Here is a 17165-nt window from a genome sequence, read left to right as displayed (position 1 = left end):
GGATTACTTTTCCGTTGCCGCTCCCGACGTCTGGTGGGCGCGGAGCCCCCGAGTGTTTGCGAAGCTAGGACGCGCGAAGCGCCCTGTCACTCATTGAGCGCGATCCTCGGCCAATGGCGAGGGTGCCCGACTGAACGATTTCTCGAATGCCGAAAGGCTCCAGCACGTTCAGCAAAGCAGCCAGCTTGTCCGGGTGGCCTGTGGCTTCAATGATCAGCGAGTCTGTGGACACGTCGATGATCGAGGCGCGGAAGAGATCTGCGGCTTGGGTGACCTGCAGTCTCGTGGCGGCATCCGCGCGTACCTTGACCAGGATGTGGTCCCTTTGCACGGAGTTCTCTGATACCAGTTCAACAATCTTAATGACATTGACTAGTTTATTCAGTTGCTTGGTAACTTGTTCAATCAGCTCGCCGTCCGCATCGACCACAACAGTCATCCGGGACACCCCGTTGATCTCGGTTGGGCCCACGGCTAGTGAGTTGATGTTGAAGGCGCGGCGGGCAAACATGCTGGCCACACGGGTCAGAACACCTGGTTTGTCTTCCACTAGAACGGAAAGAGTGTGTCGAGTCATCTCTTAGTCCTCTTCTTCCCAGACGGGCGTCAGGTTGCGGGCCACTTGAATTTGGTCGTTGCTGACGCCGGACGGCACCATGGGCCACACCATTGAATCTGGGCTGACCACAAAATCGATCACAACGGGGCGGTCGTTGATAGCAAGAGCGGCCTCAATGGTCGCGTCGAGGTCTTCAACACGTTCGCACCGCAGCCCCGCACAGCCGTAGGCATCTGCAAGCTTGACGAAGTCGGGGACATGAATGGTGTCGTGGCCGGTATTCAAGTCAGTGTTGGAGTACCTGCTGTTGTAGAACAGCGTCTGCCACTGGCGGACCATGCCCAGTGAAGAGTTATTGATGATGGCAACCTTGATGGGGATGTTGTTGATCCTGCAGGTGGCCAATTCTTGATTGGTCATCTGGAAGCAGCCGTCGCCGTCGATCGCCCAAACCACGCGATCCGGACTTCCCACTTTGGCACCCATGGCCGCCGGAACCGCGTATCCCATGGTGCCTGCACCTCCTGAGTTCAGCCAGGAACGGGGCCGCTCGTACTTGACGAACTGTGCTGCCCACATCTGGTGCTGACCAACGCCTGCCGCATAGACGGCTTCGGGGCCGGTCAGCGCGCCAATCCGGGAGATGACCCGCTGCGGTGACATCAACCCGTCCTCAGGCTCAGTCCAGCCCAGAGGGTAAGTGTCACGCAGATTCGACAGAAACGCCCACCAGTCACTGATATCCGGTGTGCCGTGCTGCTCAAACTCAGCGGTCACAGCCGCGTTGAGGTCCGGAATTATTTCCTTCAGTGAGCCGACAATCGGCACGTCCGCCGTGCGATTCTTAGAAATTTCTGCGGGGTCAATGTCGGCATGAATCACCTTGGCATAGGGCGCAAAGCTCTTGAGAACCCCGGTGACGCGGTCGTCAAAGCGCGCTCCCAGCGTGATGAGTAGATCAGACTGCTGCAAGGCAGTGACGGCAGAGACGGAGCCATGCATCCCGGGCATACCAACATGGAGCTGGTGTGAGTCGGGGAAGGCTCCGCGAGCCATGAGCGTAGTGGCTACCGGGATGCCCGTCAGTTCGGCCAGTGCCAAGAGTTCCGTTGACGCATTGGCCTTGATCACACCGCCGCCAACGTACAAAACGGGCTTCTTGGCTTCACGGATGAGCCGCGCCGCTTCCCGTAGCTGCTTTGAATGACCTCGGACCACTGGCCGGTAGCCGGGAAGCTCGATCGTGGGAGGCCAGGAGAAAGTCATCTGGGCCTGCTGGGCGTCTTTGGCAACATCCACCAGAACCGGGCCTGGACGGCCAGTGGAAGCCAAATGAAAGGCCTCTGCTAGCACGCGCGGAATATCTTGGGCGTTGGTGACTAGATAGGAATGCTTTGTGACAGGCATCGTAATGCCAACAATGTCCGCCTCTTGGAAGGCATCCGTACCAATGACACCACTGGAAACCTGGCCTGTGATGGCAACCAGAGGAACTGAATCCATGTGGGCGTCCATGATGGGGGTGACCAGGTTGGTAGCTCCTGGGCCCGAGGTTACGATGCATACACCCACCTCGCCGGTGACCATTGCATAGCCTTGGGCTGCGTGGCCGGCGCCTTGTTCGTGGCGAACCAGCACATGGTTCAGCGATGACGCCATCAAGGGGTCGTAGGTCGGAAGGATGGCACCACCTGGCAGCCCGAAAATATCTTTGACGCCAAGCTCTTCAAGCGAGCGTACGAGTGCCTCGGAACCGGACATTTGCACGGGCGCCACGACATTGTTGGGACCCATGACTGCGGAGGTGGCTGCGGTATGGCTAAGAACGCCAGAGCTGCTTCCGACGTGGCCACTGTGTCCGTGGGACTTGGTTGCCAACAGCGCAGGGCTGGCGGGCGATCCTTTACTCATCGGTTCTTCCTTTGGGGAACTCATGCTTTGGGTAGTTCTCTTTGCTGGCGATCATTGGGTCGTTCACGCTGTTTGTACGAGTTGCCGCTGGTGGTGGAAACAGAAATACCCCTCGGCCATCAGGCTCTTATCGAGGGGTATGCACGTGCTGCGAGGTTCTCTTATTGGTTATTAGAGTCTTAGGCCTGGGGTGTGGCCTTTTCGCGTCACGCGCTAGCTAATGACGACTACGAGCAATATGTGCATGTGTGTAGTCTTTCCTTTTGCTGTGAGGGGTGTCAAACAACCACATCGTTCATCTCACAATGTGGATGCATGGTCCACACTGTGGTCATGTGCATGTAGCCGTCCAATAAAGCTCTTCTAGCCACCCAGATCAAACCGTCAACGTCTAGCATTTGACGGCTGGAACCAGAAGCCGAAGATAATCCCAGTATGAACCACGTTCGCACGCCGTTCATACCAAAAAGTGCCTGCACTAACCGCAGTATGCTCCCGTAGAGGCGCTATTGACCAGCTTTGCGTACTTAGCCAGGACCCCGGAGGTGAACTTGGGGGCAAGCGGTTCCCAGCCAATCCTGCGGGACTCCAGTTCGGCGTCGTCCACTAAGAGATCAAAGCTGCGCGCCGCAATGTCCACACGGATTCTGTCACCATCATGCACGAAGGCGATGGGTCCGGCGTCGACGGCTTCAGGGGCGACGTGGCCGATGCACAATCCAGTGGTGCCGCCGGAGAAGCGCCCGTCCGTGAGCAACAAGACGTCCTTGCCGAGGCCCGCCCCCTTAATGGCACCGGTAATGGCTAGCATCTCGCGCATTCCCGGGCCTCCCTTGGGACCTTCGTAGCGAATGACGACGACGTCTCCGGCATGGATTTCCCCCTTGTCGAGAGCATTGAGGGCGCCTTGCTCACGCTCAAATACCTTGGCCGTGCCCTCGAAGACGTCAAGGTCGAATCCGGCGCTCTTCACGACGGCCCCGTCCGGCGCCATGGAACCATGGAGGATGGTGATGCCGCCGGTCTTGTGGAGGGGGTTATCAAGTGCGCGCAACACCTTTCCATCCGGGTCCGGCGGATTGATCTCGGCGAGGTTCTCGGCGACAGTCTTGCCGGTGACGGTCAGGCAGTCGCCATGCAGGAGCCCGGCGTCCAGCAGCGCCTTCATAATGACTGGCACCCCGCCGATCTTATCCACATCAAACATGACGTAGCGACCAATCGGCTTCAGGTCCCCGAGATGCGGGATTTTGTCTCCGATTCGGTTAAAGTCTTCCAGCTTCAAGTCAACCTGGGCCTCCCGGGCGATCGCCAGAAGATGCAGGACAGAATTCGTCGATCCCCCAAAGGCCATCGTGACGGCGATCGCGTTCTCAAAGGCCTTCTTCGTCATGATGTCCCGGGCCCGGATGCCCAAGCGGAGGAGGTTGACCACTGCCTCACCGGATTTGTGGGCATACATGTCACGACGGCGGTCAGCACTTGGCGGGGCGGCAGAACCGGGTAGTGACATGCCCAGGGCCTCGCCGATGCACGCCATGGTATTAGCCGTGTACATCCCGCCGCACGCGCCTTCTCCGGGGCAAATCGCCCGCTCAATAGCGTCGAGATCCTTCAGACTCATTTTTCCCGCAGCACAGGCACCGACAGCTTCAAAAGCATCGATGAGCGTGACTTCCTTTTCGCTGCCATCCTCCATTTGGGCGAATCCGGGCATGATGGATCCGGCATACAAGAACACACTCGCTAGGTTCAGCCGCGCGGCCGCCATGAGCATTCCTGGCAATGATTTATCACAGCCGGCCAACAACACTGAGCCGTCCAAGCGTTCGGCCATCATCACCGTCTCCACGGAGTCGGCAATGACCTCACGAGAGACCAGGGAGAAATGCATGCCTTCATGACCCATGGATATGCCGTCTGAGACGGAGATAGTACCGAACTGCATGGGATAACCCCCGGCCGTAAAGACGCCCTCTTTGGACCCCTGAGCGAGCCTGTTGAGGGAAAGGTTGCAGGGAGTGATTTCATTCCACGAGCTAGCAATACCGATTTGAGGTTTGGAGAAGTCATCGTCACCCATTCCAAGAGCACGGAACATGCCCCGAGACGGCGCAGCATGAATACCATCTGTTACAACACGGCTGCGTGGTTTGATATCCGGGCGCCCGTCGGCAGTGCGGACAACATCTTCAGAATTCGTCTCGGCGCTCATGACCGAAGTCTATGACTGTGCGCTCAAGTGGGCCAGCAATGTCAACAGAGTGGACACTTTCGTACTGATGCCCCTGCACGCGGCCCGCCTGCTCCCGGCCATAATGCCTGTCCCGAGGATTTTCTGCGCGCTGGCGCTGGGAACCACCGTCTGCGCGCTAGCGCTGGTGCCCGCCCTCTCGTCTGCCCGCCCACCCGGACCATGACACCGGATAAAAACCCTAGAATTCAAGGATCTATGAGCCCATAAGGGTGATCTGCGCCTCACCCCAACCTTTCGATTTCACACTCATCAAAAAAACCAGTATAGTTTCATGTCGTTGCGGGGAACACATCGGACACAAGCCGGAGTGATCCATAGCAGCCTCAAGATGCACCTCTAGCTCAATTGGCAGAGCAATTGACTCTTAATCAATGGGTTTCGGGTTCAAGTCCCGAGGGGTGCACCAAGAAAGTCCGTTTCAGCACTGGTAATTTCCAGTGTTGGAGCGGATTTTTTATTGCCCAAATAGAACTAAGTGACCGAGCTGTCCTAGGCTAAAAATGTTCTGCCCTGAAATGTTCTACGCTGACATGAATCGAAGAATCTTTCTGTCCTGCCCCGAGCTTTCCTGTCCTAGGCCCCCGCGCCTTGCACCTTTTCCATTCGAGTTTTCCATTCGACGTTTGCGGCACACCATCCTCAAGGAGCATCCCATGACCGAACGCCTTGTCCCCGGAGACACCGCCCCCGCATTCACTCTGCCTAACGCCACTGGCGGCACCACTTCGTTGGCGGACTTCGCCTCGGAAAAAACTGTGGTCTATTTTTACCCTGCCGCGTCCACTCCCGGGTGCACCAAGCAGGCCTGCGACTTCCGCGACAGTCTGGCGTCATTGGCTGGCGCCGGCTACCAGGTTGTGGGTATTTCCCCCGATCCAGTGGCCAAGCTGAAGAAATTCGCACAGCAGGAAGGACTGACGTTCCCACTTCTCGCGGACGAGGACCACGCCGTCGCCGAAGCATATGCAGCGTGGGGTGAGAAGAAAAATTACGGCAAGACCTACGAAGGCCTGATCCGCTCCACGATCGTGGTCGACGGCGACGGCTTGGTTACGCTGGCTCAATACAACGTCCGTGCCACCGGGCACGTGGCCAAGCTTCGCCGCGATCTAGAGATTGACTAACTTCTCGGCAATGCCGGAAGTCATTCATTTGTGTGCGCAAGAGGGGACTTGAACCCCTACGCCCGAAGGCACAGGTACCTAAAACCTGCGTGTCTACCAATTCCACCACTCGCGCGCGGTGGCCCTGAGGCCACCAAGTCCGTTAGGACGTCAACCATACTACCCGACTAGAACGCCAAGATGTTCACAAAGCTAAGCGGGGAACCTGACATGGGCACAATGTCCGGTGACAATGACCGTGCGGGCATTGCCAAGAAACTGCCACTATGATGAGTGGCTGATGGAGTCCCACCGCCGCAAGGAGAACCAAAACGTGCCAACCCAGGCCGGCCACAGACGCAGGGCGATACTCAAAGCCATGGCCTCGGCCGCCGTCGTACTGTTTGCCGCGGCCGGCTGCACTGCCACTCCAGATCCCACGCTGACGGGAACGACGACGGCCACTGCCGCCCCCGTGACCTTCACTTTTGGGACGGGTGCCGATCCTTCGGGTTTGGACCCAGCTCTCGTTTCAGACACCGAATCTTACCGCGTCACCCGGCAAGTGCTCGAGGGCCTGGTAACCATCGACCCCGTAACCGGCGCCCCGAAGGCCAGTTTGGCCACCGACTGGAAAGAACTAGACGACGGCCTAAAATACCAATTCACACTGCGCAAGGGCGTCACTTTCCAAGATGGCACAGCCTTCGATGCTGCCGCTGTGTGCGCCAATTTCAATCGCTGGTACACACTTCCGGATGCGACGCGCGGCGACGGATCCCTCTCTATGTTCAAGCAGGTATTCCGGGAATTCTCAGATAACAGCGCCAACTCCCTTTACGAGAACTGCACCGTAGACGGTCCCCTGCAGGTCACCGTGGGCTTGAAAGTGCGCCTGACCGGTTTCCTGCAGGCAATGACCATGCCAGCCTTTGCCATCTCCTCCCCCACCGCCCTGGAGAAAGGCAACGCAAACGTCCTCAACGCCACCATGGGCTCCAACAAAGTCTCCACGTACGCACTTCACCCTGTCGGGACCGGACCGTTCAGCTTCATATCGTCCAAGGACGGCGTAGTGACTATGACCGCAAACCCCACATATTGGGGGGAAAAAGGCCAGATCACCACACTGAAATTCATGACTTATGAACAACCTGAAACACGTCTGGCAGCCCTGGAAGACGGTACCCTTGACGGTTTTGACCCGGTCACGCCCAGCAACTTTGACAAGCTGATCAAAGCCGGCAAACAAGTTCTCCAACGGGATCCGTTCTCAGTGATGTATGTGGGAATAAACCAAGCAAATCCCCTCATGGCAGATTTGAAAGTTCGAGAGGCAATCGCCGCCGCGATCGACAAATCATCGCTGGCAAGCACGTTTTTCATTGCGGGTACGGCCACCACGGCACAGTTCATCCCGCCAAAGCTCAGCGGTTTCAACAATGCCGTGCCAGGCATTTCCTACGATCCCGTCAAGGCAAAAGCCCTTTTAGCGCAGTCCAGCTACAAGGGTGAAGAGATCAAGTTCTATTACCCCACCAATGTCTCCCGAACGTATTTGCCCACGCCTGAACAGGTCTATGCGCAGATCGGCAAGGAATTGACAGCGATTGGGCTGAACATTAAGCCGGTCCCGATCCCGTGGAACGCCGGATACGTTAAAGCCGTCACAAGCCCCGGGGACCATGCATTGAGCCTGATGGGCTGGAACGGCAGTTATTCAGATCCGGACAATTTTGTGGGGCGCCTGTTCGGTTCCCCCAATGCCGAACTGGGACTGGCAGACCCACAGCTGGTGTCCAAGATCACGCGGGCCCGCAGCATGCCCAACGGGCCTGACCGCAATGCTGCCTATGACTCCATCAACAAACAAATTGCCACGACCGTCCCAGCGATCCCCATTGTGTTCCCCATTTCCGCGGTGGCTCTCTCCGACAGAGTGGCAAACTACCCGCTCAGCCCGGTGCTCAATGAGGTCTTCAACTCCGTCAAACTGACTCCCAAAAGCTAGGATTACCGCAGAAAAGGGACGACGCTGATTTAAGCTTCCAGTGTCCGCCGCGATACGCTTCTACCGCTAGGAAAGAGCCTCTACCCGGAGTTGACCGTGACCTTCATTTCCACCACCAAAGACGCTGACGTTGTCCTCATCGGAGGCGGCATCATGAGCGCCACGCTGGGCACCATGCTCAGGCAACTCGAACCAGACTTGAAGATCGTGCTGTTTGAACAGCTCGATCAGCCGGGCCTGGAATCATCCAGCCCCTGGAATAATGCCGGCACCGGGCACTCCGCCCTCTGTGAGTTGAACTACTCACCCATGGGCAAGGACGGCGTCGTCAATCCGACGAAGGCCCTGGCGATCAACGAGCAGTTCCAGCTCTCCCGCCAATTTTGGGCCCACTTGGTGGACAACGAGCTAATCGGCTCCCCCAAAGGCTTCATCAACACTGTGCCGCACATGAGCTTCGTCATTGGCCAAGAGCACCGCACTTTCCTCAAAGCCCGACACAAGGCGCTCTCCGCCAATCCGCTGTTCTCATCCATGAAGTACACCGAAGACCCGGCACAGATCGCCGCCTGGACTCCTTTGGTAATGAAGGGCCGCGATCCCCAGCAGATGGTCACCGCCACCCGCGCTGCCGAAGGCACCGACGTTGATTTCGGTGCGCTGACTCGCGAACTCCTCGGCTACATGGGGCGCCAAAATGTTGAGATCAACTACGGCACCCATGTAACTAATGTCTCGCGCACCAGCGATGGACAGTGGGATGTTCTCACCCGGCATCCCTCCTCCGGTGAGCATGGGCGAATCAAGGCAAAGTTTGTTTTTATCGGCGGCGGCGGTGGCGCTCTCCATCTCCTCCAGCTCTCCGGCATTCCCGAAGGGAAGGGCTTTGGCGGTTTCCCCGTCTCCGGCCAATTCTTCCGCTGCACCGACGAGTCCATTGCAAAAAAGCACAGCGCCAAGGTGTACGGCCAGGCGTCAGTGGGCGCCCCGCCCATGTCAGTTCCCCACCTGGACACCCGATACGTGGATGGCAAACGCTCCCTACTCTTCGGCCCCTACGGCGGCTTCTCCACCAAGTACCTAAAAAATGGCAGCTATCTGGACCTGCCAGCATCGATTCGTCCCGGCAATATCATCCCCATGCTGGCCGTGGGCAAGGACAACCTGGACTTGGTGAAGTATTTGGTCAGCGAGGTCACCAAATCCCATGCTGGCAAACTTGATGCACTTCACGAGTACTTCCCGGAAGGCGATGGCAAGGACTGGGAGCTCATTACAGCCGGCCAGCGTGTCCAGATCATCAAGAAGGACGCCAAGAAGGGTGGGGTTCTGCAGTTTGGCACCGAGGTCATCACCTCTTCAGATGGCACCATTTCCGCTTTGCTGGGCGCCTCCCCGGGAGCGTCCACCGCTGTCCCGATCATGCTTGAACTCCTGCAGCGATGCTTCCCTCGCAAGTTCAAGTTGGAATGGCAGGATTCATTACGCGAGATGATGCCAACCTATGGCACCACGCTCAATGACAATGCAGACTTGTTTGACCAGACGCTCGCCTCCACAGCAAAGTCACTGCTCTTGGAGTCGGGCAAAGCCTAGAGTTCCATGACGAACTGCTAAGCGGAACCGGCACGACACAATGGAAGTGGATACATGTTTCGTTTGGCAAAACTGTCCTTGGCAAACCGGGCACTGATTGCGCTCATCACCATCTTCGCGGTGGTGTTCGGCGTGATTACGCTCGGTTCCCTCAAGCAGGAGCTCATCCCATCCATTGAGTTTCCCCAAATCACCGTGGTTTCCGCCATGCCGGGGGCATCTCCTGAGGTGGTCGACAAACAGGTCAGCGCACCCTTGGAAGCAGCGCTCAATGCCGTTGAAGGTCTAGAGTCAAGCACCTCAACCTCGCGCAGCGGTATCTCCACCATCAATCTCGCCTTCACGTACGGCACCAATCTGGACCGTGCACGGAATCAGATTGACCGTGCCATCTCCAATGTCAGCGCCCAGCTGCCCTCAGGAGTCCAACCTCAGCCCATTGCTGGAAGTATCGCCGACTTTCCGATTGTCTTCCTTGCCGTCTCTTCCGACCAAGATCTGGCCGCGCTGAACACTGATTTGCAGCGCTTGGCAGTGCCGAAACTGATGAAGATCGACGGCGTACGCAGCGCTGACGTGACTGGTGCCAATTCCCAGCACATCGCGATTATGCCGGATCCAGCGAAAATGGCGGCCGCGGGCGTCAACACTGGATCTATCACTTCTGCTTTGAAAAACAACGGTTCGCTTATCCCTGTGGGAACGCTGAGCAATGATGGGCTGACCCTTTCCATCCAGGCTGGCAGCCCCGTGGATTCGCTAGAAAGCGTGTCCGCCCTGCCACTGGCCGGAAGCAACAAGGGCCCTGCACCCACCATCGCTTCCGTGGCCAGCGTGGCACTCGCTGACGATCCCACCACGTCAATCACGCGAACTAACGGTGTCGCCACTCTTGCCTTATCGGTCACCAAAAAGCCTGCGGCGGACACGGTTTCTCTCTCCAAAGAGATCAACGCCCAGCTGCCCCAAATCGAAGCCTCACTAGGCCATAACACCAAGTTCACGACCGTCTTGGACCAGGCACCCTTCATTGAAAAGTCCATTCACGATCTCACGGTGGAGGGTCTGCTGGGACTGGGCTTCGCCGTCGTGGTGATCCTGATTTTCCTACTCTCGCTCCGGTCTACTCTGGTGACTGCCATCTCCATCCCGTTGTCACTCCTCGTGACTTTCATTGGACTGTGGGCCACCGGGTATTCGCTGAACATCTTGACCTTGGGTGCGTTGACCATAGCCATTGGGCGGGTGGTGGACGATTCCATTGTGGTCATTGAGAACATCAAGCGGCACATGGGCTACGGCGAAGATAAGAAAGCGGCCATTCTCTCCGCAGTCCGGGAGGTAGCCGGAGCTGTGACGGCGTCTACCTTGACCACGGTGGCCGTATTCTTGCCCATCGCCTTTGTGGGGAGCCTTGCCGGCGAACTGTTCCGACCGTTTGCCCTGACGGTGACGTTTGCATTAGTGGCTTCCCTCCTAGTTTCGCTGACGATCGTACCTGTGCTGGCCTACTGGTTCCTCAAGCAGACGGTCCACACGGACGACGGCGGCGCTGTCCTAAGTGGGCAGGCTCTCCTACGCGTTGTGGAAGAAAAGGAACGCAAATCCTGGCTGCAACGCGGCTACCTTCCCATATTGGCCAAAACCCAAAAACATCCGTTTTATACGCTGCTAGCCGGTGTTATTGTTTTGGGCGCCACACTGGCCATGACACCCCTTCTGCCCACGAACCTACTTGGTAACACCGGACAAAACAGTCTGAGCGTCAATCAGTCCATGCCTCCGGGTACCAGCCTGGATGTGACCAACGCGGCCGCCAAAAAGGTGGAGACTAAACTCTCAGCCATTGACGGTGTCCGGGATGTACAGGTCACCATCGGCAACAGTTCCAGTGGTTTCTCCGCATTGTTAGCTTCCGGAGCATCAAAAGCTACTTTCCAGGTCATCACCAATCCAGATGCTGATCAGGTCAAACTCCAAGACACTGTGCGAACAGAAATTGCAACCATCAAGGATGCAGGAAACATTTCGCTTGGTGCTTCTGGCGGCGGCTTTGGCACTTCCAGCACCGTGGATATCACCGTCAAGGCAAGCACGGGTGCCGAACTCCAGCAGGCCTCCGATCTCCTGGTCAAAGCTATGACAGGTCTCCCCGGCGCACAGTCCGTGAATAGCAACCTCTCCTCCGCTCAGCCTGTCGTGCAGGTCAGCGTCGACAGGGCCAAGGCAGTGGCCGCTGGGCTGGATGAATCGCAGATCACTGGAATGCTCGCAGCTACCGTCAGTCCCATCCCCGCAGGAACTGTGCGGATCGACACCACAGACTACAAAGTGTTGGTCGGTGCTGGGACCACTTTTGATTCAGTGGCCGCTTTGGCTGAGGCTCAGATCCCGACACCATCCGGGATGGTTCCGCTAACCTCGGTGGCGACTGTCAAGCAGGTGGATACTCCGCTAACGCTCACTTCTTCCAACGGGCAGCGCACCGCGACGGTATCACTGACACCTCAAGAGAATGCGCTGGGCTCGCTCAGTGCGGATGTCCAGAAACGTTTGGATGAAACCACACTGCCCGCCGGCGTCATTGCCAGCCTCGGCGGCGCTGCCACACAACAGGCAGAGTCTTTCCAGCAGTTGGGACTGGCGATGCTAGCCGCCATTGCAATTGTTTATGTCATCATGGTGGCTGCGTTCAAGTCGCTGATCCAACCGCTGATCCTCTTGGTTTCCATTCCATTCGCCGCAACAGGAGCCATTGCACTGCTGCTGGTTACTGGCATTCCTTTGGGACTTCCGTCGCTGATCGGCATGCTGATGCTGGTGGGGATTGTGGTGACCAATGCCATCGTCCTCATTGACCTCATCAACCAATACAGGCGTCCCTCAGGTGACCGGCCCGCTATGAACGTTGCCGATGCGATCGAGCATGGTGCCCGCCAGCGTCTTCGTCCCATCCTTATGACCGCGCTGGCTACAATCTTTGCGCTGACCCCCATGGCCCTGGGCGTCACGGGTGGTGGCGGATTCATTTCGCAACCGCTGGCCGTGGTCGTCGTAGGTGGGTTGATTTCCTCCACGCTATTGACTCTTATTCTGGTCCCCGTTTTGTACCGCCTTGTAGAGGGGCGTAAGGAACGACATGATTTGATGAAGGCACTCAAAGTGGTCCACAAGCCAACCGCGCCGGATAGCACTGGCACTGATTCTGGCTCCAGCTCCGATTCGGAGGCAAACCCCCACACTTCGGATTCCAAACCTGAATTTCAGGACTGGACTACGGGCGCCATTCCGAAGATCCGCGGCCGACGCGCAGCGACTGACTGAGCAGCCCTTACGCCACTTCTAGAACGTGATCACTAGTGTGGCAGTGTTGCCCCAAACGCGAGCTTTGGAACGAAGTAGAGTGCCACGGCCGCCACCAATGCTGTTACGCCGCATATAGTCCACACGAGGAGGTAGCCGGCCAGTGGCGCGGCAGTGTTCTGTGAACCAGCGGTAAGGGATCCAAGGGCCTGGCCGGCCAACGCGATGCCAAAGACGCAGGAGGCAAATGCGCCGCCTATGGTTTTGGTGGCGTTGGTCAATCCTGTGGCCATTCCTGTCTGGGTCAGGGGTGCCGCTGCAGCCGCGGCTGAAGGTAGCGCCGCCACGAGCGCTCCACTGCCGATACCAGCCACCGCCATATTAGCCAGCACTTGGCCTATGGAATCGTGGAATGGTAGGAAGAGCAAGTAACCCACAGCGACAAGGAAAGCTGCGCCCATCAAGGTGATCCTCGGCGTCGTCCATTTCGTGACGACGGGGAACATCAGCGCCCCCACGAGCAAACCGAGCACATAGACGCCGATCAGGATCGATACCAATCCGGAGCTAGCCCCCAGCCCATAACCGACCTCGAGCGGGTTCGTGCGGGCGAACGTGGACAGTGGGGCCTGCGCACCCAGGACTGAAACGCCAAATAGGAACGCTGTCAGTTGAACGGGCCACATGCTGGGCTGGCGCAGGAGCCGGATGTCGATCAATGGATCTTTGTGTCCTAATTCGTGACGCGTAAACGGAACCAGTGCGCCAAGGCCTAGTGCAACCGCGGCCCAAGCCCACCATGTGCCGGGTCCATTGATGCGCATCAACGTCAACCCGGCAGTGATGAGCAGTAGAGACAGGGTCATGATGGACAGGCCAACGGTGTCAATGCGGCCACCGGTCCGGTTTGCGGATTCAGGAACACCGAACAAGATTACGAAGAAGCAGAGGGTCACGGCGATGGCTGGGATCATAAGCGTCAGCCACAGTTTGCCGGCAAGCGCGCCCCCGATAAATCCACCGGCTAGGGCCCCAACGATCACGCCAAATTCGAGAGCACCTACCAAGATGCCAGCCGATTTTCGGGTCAGCGCGGCGCCGTCGGGCCTGCTGTGTGAGCGGCTGTAAATTAATGCGATTTCCAATGGCAGCCAGACGACATAAAATCCCTGCAGAGCCCAGGCAATGATGAAGAGCCAAAAGTTGGGTGCGAACGCGACGCCCCAGGAGGCAGCAGCCGTCAGTGCCATGGAAATGAGTAGAACTTTCCGATGGCCAATCATGTCGCCCATTTTGGCCAGCACGGGGACCACGAGTGCGCTGACCATCAACTGTGCGGCTTCGAACCAGTTGACGTCGGCGTCGTGAATGCCAAGGAACCGGGCTATGTCCGTCAACAACGGGGTGTAGTAGCCCTGCAGAATGCCACTGGTGAGTTCCACGAGGACCAAAAAACCAACGATCGCGGCCGCCGTGGGTCCTGTTTGGCGTGCCATGGAAATACGGCTATTTTGCATCAAGCCCGCTCCTACCATCCGGTCATGTGACGAGGATTACAAAACACTTATTGAATCCTAGTACCGGAGAGTAACTTTCGGGGCAGCCATCGCCGACGGTGCATTGGATTCCTGTTCGCCAAAGGAGCAACGCCGGGAACATTTTGGTCTTTAGACGCATTCGGCGCTATATTAGATGCAAACGCATGTAAATTGGCAAGTCTGGAAGAAGAGGTTCGTACCATGCAGTTCGGAATTTTCAGTGTAGGGGATGTGACAATGGACCCGACAACGGGCCGCACTCCCACTGAGCACGAACGGCTGAAAGCTATCACCACGATAGCCAAGCATGCCGAGGACATCGGCATGGATGTCTTTGCCACTGGCGAACACCACAATCCGCCGTTCTATCCGAGCTCCCCCACAACTATTCTGGCGTACATTGCCGCGCAGACGAGGAGCATCATTCTCTCCACGTCCACCACGTTAATCACCACTAACGATCCGGTGAAGATCGCAGAGGACTTCGCGACGCTCCAGCACCTTTCTGACGGACGCGCTGACATCGTGCTGGGCCGCGGCAACATGGGAGCTGTCTACCCGTGGTTTGGCAAAAGCAATCAGGACGCGGTGGAACTCACCGTTGAAAACTATGCGTTGCTGCGCCGCCTCTGGGACGAGGAGGTAGTGAACTGGGACGGAAAATTCCGGACACCTTTGCGGGGCTTTACATCAACACCCAGGCCGCTCGACGGCGTTGCCCCCTTTGTCTGGCATGGCGCAATCCGCACGCCTCAGGTTGCAGAGATCGCCGCGTACTATGGCGACGGCTTCTTTGCCAACAATATTTTTTGGCCGAAGGAGCACTACCAGCAATTGATCGGGCTTTACCGTGAGCGCTACGCCCATTATGGGCATGGCACCGCAGAGCAGGCCGTAGTGGGCTTGGGCGGTCAGTTCTTTATCCGCAAAAATTCGCAGGCCGCCGTCAATGAATTCCGGCCCTACTTTGACAATGCCCCCGTCTATGGTCACGGACCTTCCATGGAGGACTTCACGTCTCAAACTCCCCTGACGGTAGGCAGCCCAGCGGAACTAATTGAAAAGACTCTTTCGTTCCGTGACTATTTTGGCGACTACCAGCGGCAATTGTTCCTCGTAGACCACGCTGGGCTACCGTTGAAGACTGTCTTGGAACAACTGGATCTCTTTGGCTCGGACGTTTTGCCTACCCTTCGCAAAGAATTCGCTGCTAACCGCCCCGCCAACATACCCGACGCCCCCACGTTTGCGGCGCGGAAGGCAGCCAAGCTGGCTGCCGAGGCGGTCCACGCCGATGTTGCCGACTCCCTTGATCTCGAAGGTTCTATTCCCACACCGTTCGCTAAGGAAGTGAACTAAGGTGTCCGCGGCGTCGCACCGCCGGCTGGCTACGGAATCTTGGGAATCATTGCTGAGATCACAGGTAGCAGTCATGCGCGAGCTCCACAAGGAACCCATGTTCAAGAAGGTAGGACGGGAGTATGACGTCTTGTTTAATCTCTCACGCTGTCCCAACGGATGGCTGCGCTTGAATGAACTTAACGACAACGTCCTTTTGACCCAGCCAAGCATTTCCCGTCTCGTGGACAGACTGGAGGAGCGCGGACTTATCCAGCGTAAGACACCGGAGGGAGACCGTCGGGGTGTCCTGATCGGCCTCACAGAGGCGGGTGCTCAGCTGCAAAAAGAGGTGGGCCGAGCTCACGTCCAAAACATCATGAACATCATGGAGGAGGGCCTCAGTGATGTTGAAATGCAGACGCTGTTGGAGCTCACCGGTAAGTTGCGCGACGCTGTGGCAGGGCGAAGTTCTAACCCAGGAGCTTGAGGGAAGTGATCATCCTTTCAATGTTCTGGAACTCGCCGGTGTTCATGTAGGCCTGTGCTTCCGCGATGGTTGTGAAGGCTCGAGTTCCTGCCGTACCTTCAAGTGCGCTCGTAAATTGAGGTACATCACCAAACATGATGATGCCGAGTTTGTCAGTGGTTACTGCGTTGTAAACCAAACACGCCATTCCGTCGGCGCCGGCAGGGTGGTCTGCAATACCGTAAGAAGCATAGAAATGGTTGGCCCCTTGAATCAGTCTGTAGACAAAACGGGGTTCAAGGGCATTGGGGTCCTTCGTGTACTCAGGAATCTTCAATGGAATGCTGGCAAGGACGGTGTACGGACGCATGGTGTCTGGTCCGCAGGCGCCGCCTAGACCATTGCCCTTCGTCTGAAGGGTTGCCATCTTCATTCCGGCGGCATCCTTGACCTCTACAGCAAAAGACGAACTCCCGGCAGCCGATGCCACTTGAGTAGTCCATTCCGAGGGAAGTTCAAAGCTGAGTGTCTTCGCGGGATCCGTATATGTTTTCCACTGGGCCGCCGTAGCTTGGGACGTCGATTCGCCCGGAGATGCTGACGCCCACGAGCTCGATGCACCGGCGGCCTCCCCCGCACTGGACTGTGAAGTGGCACTTCCAGATGTCTGCAACTGGGATGGGGAACTGCTCGACTCAGGTACTCCGAGCGATACACCGCAACTTGCCAGTGAGAGCGCAACAGCCCCTGCCATCAATAAGCTGGCTCCCCGGTATGGACCAGGTCGCGAAGGACGATCGGTTGGAGCGAACATTGGAGCTTCCAAGCTACTAGCACTGACTACTTGCATTGCTGCCCATGCTAACGAGTCGTTGAGCAGCTAGCTGCCAACAGCCGATACGGCTCGCTGCACCAAACATATTCCGCCAGCATTCGAACCTGACGGCCGGTCCGGTTGAATTACTCAGGATGGGTGAAAATTTGCAGGAAATACCCTCTTGTTGGCCTGTATTTGGGGCTTTTTGGGTGTTTAGAGTGTTTTGGGTGTGCGTGGGGTGGCGTGGTGGTAACTGTTGTGGC

Annotated in this window: 11 protein-coding genes and 2 tRNA genes; 7 read left to right on the top strand and 6 right to left on the bottom strand. The window is 57.4% G+C overall.

The annotated features are described in order from the left end of the window. Positions 1 to 64 precede the first annotated feature (64 nt). The 3 genes from ilvN to ilvD form a co-directional block, all read right to left on the bottom strand. The gene (gene ilvN, locus LOH53_RS10085) at positions 65 to 577 is read right to left on the bottom strand and encodes an acetolactate synthase small subunit (protein WP_230067613.1); all 513 of its coding nucleotides are present in this window, start codon (positions 575 to 577) and stop codon (positions 65 to 67) included. 3 nt (positions 578 to 580) lie between these two features. After that, on the bottom strand, positions 581 to 2470 hold the full coding sequence (locus tag LOH53_RS10080; protein ID WP_230067612.1) for an acetolactate synthase large subunit: 1890 nt from the start codon (positions 2468 to 2470) through the stop codon (positions 581 to 583). 478 nt (positions 2471 to 2948) lie between these two features. Then, entirely contained in the window at positions 2949 to 4685 is a 1737-nt protein-coding gene (gene ilvD / locus LOH53_RS10075; protein ID WP_230067611.1) for a dihydroxy-acid dehydratase, read from the bottom strand. A 372-nt stretch (positions 4686 to 5057) separates the two neighbouring features. Here ilvD and LOH53_RS10070 point away from each other — a divergent pair. Continuing rightward, positions 5058 to 5133, top strand: a tRNA-Lys gene (locus tag LOH53_RS10070). Between the two features lie 247 nt (positions 5134 to 5380). Beyond that, on the top strand, positions 5381 to 5851 hold the full coding sequence (bcp, locus tag LOH53_RS10065) for a thioredoxin-dependent thiol peroxidase (protein ID WP_230067610.1): 471 nt from the start codon (positions 5381 to 5383) through the stop codon (positions 5849 to 5851). 33 nt (positions 5852 to 5884) lie between these two features. Here bcp and LOH53_RS10060 read toward each other — a convergent pair. Further along, positions 5885 to 5966 (bottom strand) — tRNA-Leu (locus LOH53_RS10060). A gap of 198 nt (positions 5967 to 6164) precedes the next feature. Between LOH53_RS10060 and LOH53_RS10055 the strand changes: the two genes are divergently transcribed. The 3 genes from LOH53_RS10055 (at position 6165) to LOH53_RS10045 (ending at position 12761) form a co-directional block, all read left to right on the top strand. Next, a complete protein-coding gene (locus LOH53_RS10055; protein WP_326832764.1) occupies positions 6165 to 7841 on the top strand; it encodes an ABC transporter substrate-binding protein in 1677 nt (558 codons plus the stop codon). A 96-nt stretch (positions 7842 to 7937) separates the two neighbouring features. Further along, positions 7938 to 9437 carry a malate:quinone oxidoreductase gene (locus LOH53_RS10050; RefSeq protein ID WP_230067609.1) on the top strand — a complete coding sequence of 500 codons (1500 nt, stop codon included), beginning with the start codon at positions 7938 to 7940 and terminating at the stop codon, positions 9435 to 9437. 54 nt (positions 9438 to 9491) lie between these two features. Beyond that, the gene (locus LOH53_RS10045) at positions 9492 to 12761 is read left to right on the top strand and encodes an efflux RND transporter permease subunit (protein ID WP_230067608.1); all 3270 of its coding nucleotides are present in this window, start codon (positions 9492 to 9494) and stop codon (positions 12759 to 12761) included. Between the two features lie 32 nt (positions 12762 to 12793). Here the strand turns inward: LOH53_RS10045 and LOH53_RS10040 are convergent, their stop codons facing one another. Beyond that, positions 12794 to 14257, bottom strand: a complete 1464-nt coding sequence (locus LOH53_RS10040; RefSeq protein ID WP_230067775.1) for an MFS transporter — start codon at positions 14255 to 14257, stop codon at positions 12794 to 12796. A 222-nt stretch (positions 14258 to 14479) separates the two neighbouring features. Here LOH53_RS10040 and LOH53_RS10035 point away from each other — a divergent pair, with 222 nt between their 5' ends. Both LOH53_RS10035 and LOH53_RS10030 read left to right on the top strand, forming a co-directional pair. Further along, on the top strand, positions 14480 to 15637 hold the full coding sequence (locus LOH53_RS10035) for a CE1758 family FMN-dependent luciferase-like monooxygenase (RefSeq protein WP_230067607.1): 1158 nt from the start codon (positions 14480 to 14482) through the stop codon (positions 15635 to 15637). 73 nt (positions 15638 to 15710) lie between these two features. Beyond that, positions 15711 to 16106, top strand: a complete 396-nt coding sequence (locus LOH53_RS10030) for a MarR family winged helix-turn-helix transcriptional regulator (RefSeq protein ID WP_230067606.1) — start codon at positions 15711 to 15713, stop codon at positions 16104 to 16106. Here LOH53_RS10030 and LOH53_RS10025 read toward each other — a convergent pair. Continuing rightward, positions 16090 to 16839, bottom strand: a complete 750-nt coding sequence (locus LOH53_RS10025; protein ID WP_230067605.1) for a hypothetical protein — start codon at positions 16837 to 16839, stop codon at positions 16090 to 16092. The genes LOH53_RS10030 and LOH53_RS10025 overlap by 17 nt on opposite strands. Between the last annotated feature and the right edge of the window lie 326 nt (positions 16840 to 17165).

It is taken from the genome of Arthrobacter cryoconiti, assembly GCF_020905375.1.
In the GTDB taxonomy this organism is placed as follows: Bacteria; Actinomycetota; Actinomycetes; order Actinomycetales; family Micrococcaceae; genus Specibacter; species Specibacter cryoconiti.
The sequence above is the reverse complement of the archived record's forward strand: the minus strand, read 5'-3'. Positions and strand labels throughout refer to the sequence as shown.

Coding starts and splice junctions, on each gene's coding strand:
- ilvN (WP_230067613.1), bottom strand. CDS start 577: ATGACTCGACACACTCTTTCCGTTCTAGTGGAAGACAAACCAGGTGTT.
- LOH53_RS10080 (WP_230067612.1), bottom strand. CDS start 2,470: ATGAGTAAAGGATCGCCCGCCAGCCCTGCGCTGTTGGCAACCAAGTCC.
- ilvD (WP_230067611.1), bottom strand. CDS start 4,685: ATGAGCGCCGAGACGAATTCTGAAGATGTTGTCCGCACTGCCGACGGG.
- bcp (WP_230067610.1), top strand. CDS start 5,381: ATGACCGAACGCCTTGTCCCCGGAGACACCGCCCCCGCATTCACTCTG.
- LOH53_RS10045 (WP_230067608.1), top strand. CDS start 9,492: ATGTTTCGTTTGGCAAAACTGTCCTTGGCAAACCGGGCACTGATTGCG.
- LOH53_RS10040 (WP_230067775.1), bottom strand. CDS start 14,257: ATGCAAAATAGCCGTATTTCCATGGCACGCCAAACAGGACCCACGGCG.
- LOH53_RS10035 (WP_230067607.1), top strand. CDS start 14,480: ATGCAGTTCGGAATTTTCAGTGTAGGGGATGTGACAATGGACCCGACA.
- LOH53_RS10030 (WP_230067606.1), top strand. CDS start 15,711: ATGCGCGAGCTCCACAAGGAACCCATGTTCAAGAAGGTAGGACGGGAG.
- LOH53_RS10025 (WP_230067605.1), bottom strand. CDS start 16,839: ATGGCAGGGGCTGTTGCGCTCTCACTGGCAAGTTGCGGTGTATCGCTC.